This window comes from Oceanospirillum beijerinckii DSM 7166 (genome assembly GCF_000422425.1).
Lineage (GTDB): Bacteria > Pseudomonadota > Gammaproteobacteria > Pseudomonadales > Halomonadaceae > Oceanospirillum > Oceanospirillum beijerinckii.
Genome location: NZ_AULT01000058.1, coordinates 26,019 through 32,399, shown reverse-complemented (window position 1 = coordinate 32,399; position 6,381 = coordinate 26,019). Strand labels below are relative to the sequence as shown.

Genomic DNA, 6,381 nt, shown 5'->3' with positions numbered 1-6,381 from the left:
AGCATCCTCAGGAGAATATACCGGCTTATCCTGGGTACGTTACAGGCACGGTATCCGGGCCGGAAAAACGCCAGTTCAATGGCTGCACTGCACATTGGTACGACCATGAAAAAGCAGAGGAAATAAAAGAAGAGGTCGGCAGTACGCCCCGTAAACGGCTGCCGGATCGGTACGACTCAAAAGAAAAAGCGATGGACGCCATTAAGGCAGAGATGCACCGGATAACCCGGCAGGGTGATTACTTGAGATTGGATTGTCCAGGCAATCCCATGCTGGCGGCAGAGTGCCTGCTTAATCTGAGTGCTTTCCCATTTAACCGGGCGGATGGTCAGTGGTCTATTGACCGTGTAACACATAGATATAGTGGAGAATACAGATGCAATGTAGAAGCAACCCGTCCCGCCTAGTGCGGGCTTTTTTTTGTCTTGTGGGTAGTGGTGCGTTGGTTGCCTGCAGTGGCAATCAAATCACGTCAGAGCAGCAAGCGGCGCTGATGAGTGAGTATGCAAAGCAACAAACGTTACAGATCAGTTGTAGTGGTCCGTGCAGCCTGAGCTATAAAGACCCCCGCGACAAGTTGAGCCTGCCTAAGCAAACGAACGGCTATGACGTGGCGAATACACTGATTAACACTGCGGGATCTGTTGCTGCCGGGGCGGCACCTTGGGCTGCAGTGACGGGTATTGTTAAAACCGGCTTTGAGCATACGGGGGACAATGTGAGCGGTAGCTACAATAGTGACTCGACCCATGCGCCTGTTGTGGTTGATCAGCCAGCGCCTGTAGTCGTCACAGCCCCTGATCCGGTGGTGGTAACGGCCCCTGATCCAGTGGTGGTACAGCAATGAAAAAGCAGAGATTGGTGGTAGTTTAATCCGGTATTTTTGCTGGCGTGGTGCGCCTATATTGCGCCTTACGCTTTTAATGCGTATTTATCTTTTTGTTTTTATTGGTTTTTTAGGATTTAAAGATCCAATACGACACTGGACAATCTTGACCAGTTTGAAAGCCGCTTTAGCCGGGTGGCATCGGCTTCAGACAGCGCCCTGAGTCGTATCAGCTATATTCACGATGTCAGCTTTGCCTCACTGGCAAAACTGGATCACTTTATCTACAAACAAAACGGCTATACCGCCGTCAATCTGGGATTGGATTCTGCAAATGCTCAGGCTGCCCGGGTGAATCAATTTAACTGCCGTCTGGGTAAATGGCTGGATGGCGAAGAGTCTCAGAACGACTTTGGCCATCTACATGCCTATAAAGCAGTGGACGCACCGCACCATCGGGTACACGAATCAATGCAGCAAGCATTGGATGCACTCACCGGTGATTGGGAGCAAAGTCCTCAGGTACAGCAGCAGCTGTTTGAATCCTTCTCCGACGTCGAACAAGCCAGTGATAATGTGATCGAAAATCTGGATAAGATGGTAGTTGAAAAGCATGGGGCTCACAGGGGCTAGTCGGCCCCTGAGGCTTTTTTCTAACCAGACATACGGAACACAGAACACTGAAACATAAGGAGGCTTTTCCAGGTTCCGCGTTTAAAGCGCCATCTGGTTTGACCTATTAAAATCGGGCACCCGGTTCCAGATCGTCAAACTTCATCGGTTTGCTGAGCAGATAACCCTGGCCATAGTTGCAGTTAAACAGTTTCAGTTTTTGGTACTGCTCATCCAGCTCAATGCCTTCAGCGATCACCTTAATGTCCAGATCGTGAGCCAGGCGGATAATATTCTTCACTAACGCCTGATTTTTCTCGTTGGATAACATCGACTGCACGAAAGACTTATCGATCTTGAGCAGATCGAAAGAGAAGTCTTTTATATAGTTCAGCGCAGAGTAACCGGTGCCAAAATCGTCAATAGAGATCTTAATCCCCATGGACTTCAAATAACGCATTTTCATCTCCAGCTGCTTACCATCTTCCGCCAATATCCGTTCGGTCAGCTCCACCTCGATCTGGGATGGCGAGACACCGGCCTCATCCAACGCCCGCTTCAAGGTATCAATAAAGGAATCCGCAACAAAATGCAGATAAGAGACATTGATGGCGACATTGATAGGCCGACCTTCCTGTGCCGATAAGCGGGCGATATCCTGACAGGCCTGACGGATCACCCACTGCTCAATCGGGATAATCATGCCTTCTTCTTCTGCGATACCGATAAATGAATCCGGCGGTACAAAACCGATCTCTGAACTGTGCCAACGGATCAGTGCCTCATAACCGGAGACCTGTCCTGTATTGATATTAACGATGGGTTGATAATTGAGGAAAAAATCCTGATCCTGTACCGCCCGGAACAACAGGTGACGAATACGATCCCGGTCGTTGATCTCTTTGTCTAATGTGCCCTGATAAAACACCACCTGAGCATTTTTCTTGGATAGCTTCGCCATGCGCTCGGCACTGAGCAGTAGTTGCTCAGCATTGGTAAAATCTTTCGGATATTGCGCAATACCGATCGCCGCCGACAGAGAAACCGAGACACCGGATTCCCGTAACTGGAACATATCTTCCAAACGTTTTTTCAAACGACCCGCGATCGTCACCATATTGCCTTCGGTGATGGGCGTTTTATTAAGCAACACAAAGCGATCATTGCCGTAACGGGAGATATAAAAATCCCTCGCGTAGAGGTTTTCAATGGCGGTTTTGGTCGCGACCAGGAACTCATCCCCGGCAGCATTGCCGTGCAGGCTGTTGATCGACTTGAAGTTGATAAAGTCCACATGCACGACAAACAGGGAGGCCATATCATTGGCGGCCAAACGCTGCTTCAGATAATTCTGACAGTTCTTTCGGTTGGGCAAGCGGGTGACGGAGTCATAATTCGATTCCTCTTCCAGCTTCAACTGATAAGCCACCGCTTTAGCCTGCTCATGCTCCAGACGTTCACTGAGATCGTTAATACTGTCTTTGATCAGTTCAATCTCATAGGGTTGGCGACGGGGAAAGCTGATCTGGTGTCCCATGCGATCAAAAGAGAGTTGGGTAATCTTACTGGTCACCAGCTGCAAACCATCGAGCACCGACCACTTAACGACAAAAAAGATCGCCAGCGCCTGCAGTGGCAGAAAGATCAGCAGGAAATACAGAGCGTCGATCACCTTATCCTTGATCCCGGCCTCCAGCACACTTTCGTCCAGATAAAGCCGGATAAAGGCAAATTGCTGGTCATCCCGATTGAGCGGCAGTGAGATAAAGCGGGAGTCCACTGGCATGGTGCCGGACTCCAGTTCCATATAGGGCAGGGCTTCCACCTCAACCCGCTTAATATAGGAGGAGGTAGTGACACCCTCGATTATCTGCTGCACCTGGCTGTCGTTGAAGTTCCAGATCGCCTCCTCCAGAGAAGGCAGATGAACGTGTTTAAAGCGATCAATGCTCTGTTGAAATTCCATACGCACATTGCTGACCGTTGCCATCAAGGTTAGCCCGGTATAGATCCCCGTGGTTAAGATGGCAAACAGTACAGAGGAAAGGATCAGTTTAGAGGTGATGGTGCGCATCTAGTTCAGCCACTTAGCAATAATGTTTTGATATTCCTGTGTCTTTTTAAATGTAGCTAATTCCCGATCAAACTCAGTGGCGATCTGCTGGATATCAGGGTGTACAGAGCGCTTGATAAAGGCTGCCGGATAACGCTTACTGTAGAGCGGTTGGGTGGAATACGCCAACTGATCTGCAACACCCAACAGTTTGGCCGTGTACATGCCGTAGGTTTTATTGGCTATGGTGACATCCACACGACCGCTGGCGACTTTGAGCAGGTTCTGCTTCAGACTCGCTACCGGGTAGAGTTGTGGGTGCAGTGTCTCCCGGGTCAGATCCCCCTGAAATGAATCCCGTCCGTTACCGTAAGGAAACTGTTGCCAGACACTTTGGTGATAGGAGTTGCCCTGAATAATTCCCACACTCAGCCCCTGAGTTTTGGCATAGTGCAGATCCAGAAATTCAGGCTTAAAGCGCCCCTTCTGATAGAAGAAAACAAAATCCCCCTGCCACATATCCGTTTTGGGATACCAGACAAAAGGTTCTCGTGCCGCCTTACGACTGGTGGTCAGGATCACATCCGCCAACCCCTTTTCCACGTGATACCAGGCCCGTTTCCACGGCATAATGCGGTATTCAACGTCATAGCCCAGCCTGGCAAAGATACGGTCGCAGATATCTATATCGATACCGACAACCTGACCATCCTGCACAAACTCATAAGGAGCAAATTCCTCACCAATGACCAGTAATTTTTTTGTACTGGCTTGAGCTGGAAGTGACAGTGAGAGTAAACACATAAGAGGGATTATCAGAACCCCAAAACCAGGCGTACGCGTAAGCCATACGCTAAAACAGCACCTTAGGCACTGACCCCAACGCCACCACACACTTTGGCAGAATATCACGCTATCGTTCACTTATTCGCTATTTTAACAGTGCCATTCAATAGCAGTTATATGTCACTAATATGACAAAGAGAGAGTAAACGTTAGCCCTTATGTCGAAAGGCTAAGAAGCATGACGTGACTGCTCACCGCCCTATCGGGCGAGCGTTGACGCATATTTTTGCTAAAAGCATTCGTTCCTGAAATCCATCTCTTGCGGCAGAGCAAACCAACACAGCTCTTTTGCGACATCAGACAACTCCAGACTGTAAGTCATCTCACCGCGGGGTTGAGTCAGACGCGCTTCCCCCTGCGCCAGCAATTCCGAATAATCCACAGCCGTGGCTTGATTGCCTGCGCCCCATTTACTGCTTTCATGCAATTTATTGCTTTCTCCAGGCATATTGCTTTCGCTAGGTATACTGCCTTCTCTAAGCCCATCGTCTTCGCCTAACAGCCAGCTCTGTGCATCTGTCAGATCAACCGGCAGTTCCGTTTGCTGGCCCTGATAACGCCACACGCCCTGCTGCGCACCAAAACGATAATAGGGCAGTAAACGCCAGCCATGTTCCGCAACCAGCTCAATGGCACTGGCCAGATAATCTGCGGTTGGCTCATCAATAAAGTAGTTCAGGTTGATACGCACCCAACCCGGACGCAGCACACCATTGCCCGACAGAATCTGCTGCTCCAGCGCCTTACTGGTTGCCATATCCAGCCCCAGCAGCTCATGACCATAAGGCCCTGCACAAGAGCAGCCGCCACGGGCCTGAATACCAAACAGGTCATTCAGCAGCGCAACAATAAAACCGTAATGCAGCGGTTTGCTCTGGCCCTGTTGGTCACGATGCAGCACCTGGAAGGAACAGATCGACAGGCGTTCCACCTCCGTATTACCCAGCACCTGAATATTGGGTTGATCCGCCCAACGCCACAGCAGGTTTTGAATCAGTCGATGTTCATTGTGTTCAATGACATCTGTACCCACCTGCTGCTGCAACTGGAATACCAGACCGGCACGAATCGATTCCACTATCGCAGGCGTACCACCCTCTTCACGACGCTCAGCATCGGCGACATATTGGTGGTCTTCCGGCGTCACATACACCACAGTACCACCACCCGGCACCGCAGGAACGCTATTGTTGATCACCCGGTTATGCACCACCAGTAAACCCGGCGTACCCGGCCCACCGATATATTTATGAGGTGAGATAAACAGTGCATCCGCTTGAGAGGTTTGCAGATCAATGCCCACATAAGGCCCTGCCGCGGCATAATCCCAGAAAGACAGCGCCTGATAGCTATGCAACAACTCGGTCACCGCCAGAATATCGGTTTTGATACCGGTGACATTGGACGCCGCAGAAAAGCTACCTATCTTCAGACTGCGATTCTGATACTGCTGTAGTTTCTGCTCCAACACCTGCAGATCCAACTGCCCTTGCCTGGTCAGCGGGATACGTACCAGCGTGGCAATACTTTCACGCCACGGCAGTTCATTCGAGTGATGTTCATAAGGACCGATAAAGACCACGGGCCTGTCCTGCTCCGCAATCTGTTGCTGAAAACCGTATTCACTATCCAGCTGAGCCGGGAGCGCCAGGTTCAGCATCGCAATTAGCTTATTGATCGCCGCCGTCGCACCAGAACCGGTAAAGATCACCTGGTAGCTGTCATCCGCCCTTAACCCCTGACGCACCATCTGACGGGCCTGTTCACGCAGCACGGTACTTTGACGACCGGTAAACGAGCTTTCACTGTGAGTATTGGCGTAAAACGGCAGTACCTTGTACTGAATAAAGTCTTCAATAAACCTCAGGCTACGACCGGATGCCGTGTAGTCGGCATAAACCAGAGGCTTAGTGCCAAACGGGGTCTCTATCTGGGTATGCTCACCAATGATATTGTCGCGAATTTGCTGAAAACTGATCGACTGCATGACTCTCTCCAGGATGGCCCACCGGCCTAATGCTTTATAACAGTGTAAAAGCAGCCC

General features: G+C 50.3%; 5 protein-coding genes and 1 pseudogene. 3 read left to right on the top strand and 3 right to left on the bottom strand.

The window, feature by feature from the left end; all coding sequences use genetic code 11:
• The 3 genes and pseudogenes from H579_RS0116590 to H579_RS0116580 form a co-directional block, all read left to right on the top strand.
• Nucleotides 1–407: pseudogene (locus H579_RS0116590) on the top strand (hypothetical protein); the annotation flags it as partial.
• The gene (locus H579_RS0116585) at nucleotides 377–847 is read left to right on the top strand and encodes a hypothetical protein (protein WP_157834644.1); all 471 of its coding nucleotides are present in this window, start codon (nucleotides 377–379) and stop codon (nucleotides 845–847) included. The pseudogene H579_RS0116590 and the gene H579_RS0116585, both read left to right, overlap by 31 nt.
• A 174-nt stretch (nucleotides 848–1,021) precedes the next feature.
• Entirely contained in the window at nucleotides 1,022–1,459 is a 438-nt protein-coding gene (locus H579_RS0116580; protein WP_028301623.1) for a CZB domain-containing protein, read from the top strand.
• 106 nt (nucleotides 1,460–1,565) lie between these two features.
• On the opposite strand, the gene H579_RS0116575 is transcribed toward H579_RS0116580, so the two are convergent.
• The 3 genes from H579_RS0116575 to H579_RS26090 all read right to left on the bottom strand — a co-directional run bounded on the left by H579_RS0116575 (nucleotide 1,566) and on the right by H579_RS26090 (nucleotide 6,324).
• Nucleotides 1,566–3,512, bottom strand: a complete 1,947-nt coding sequence (locus H579_RS0116575) for a putative bifunctional diguanylate cyclase/phosphodiesterase (protein WP_028301622.1) — start codon at nucleotides 3,510–3,512, stop codon at nucleotides 1,566–1,568.
• On the bottom strand, nucleotides 3,513–4,295 hold the full coding sequence (locus tag H579_RS28030; protein WP_028301621.1) for a substrate-binding periplasmic protein: 783 nt from the start codon (nucleotides 4,293–4,295) through the stop codon (nucleotides 3,513–3,515).
• Between the two features lie 271 nt (nucleotides 4,296–4,566).
• Nucleotides 4,567–6,324, bottom strand: coding sequence for an aminotransferase class V-fold PLP-dependent enzyme (locus H579_RS26090; RefSeq protein ID WP_036566466.1), 1,758 nt, complete (start codon nucleotides 6,322–6,324; stop codon nucleotides 4,567–4,569).
• Nucleotides 6,325–6,381: the final 57 nt, after the last annotated feature.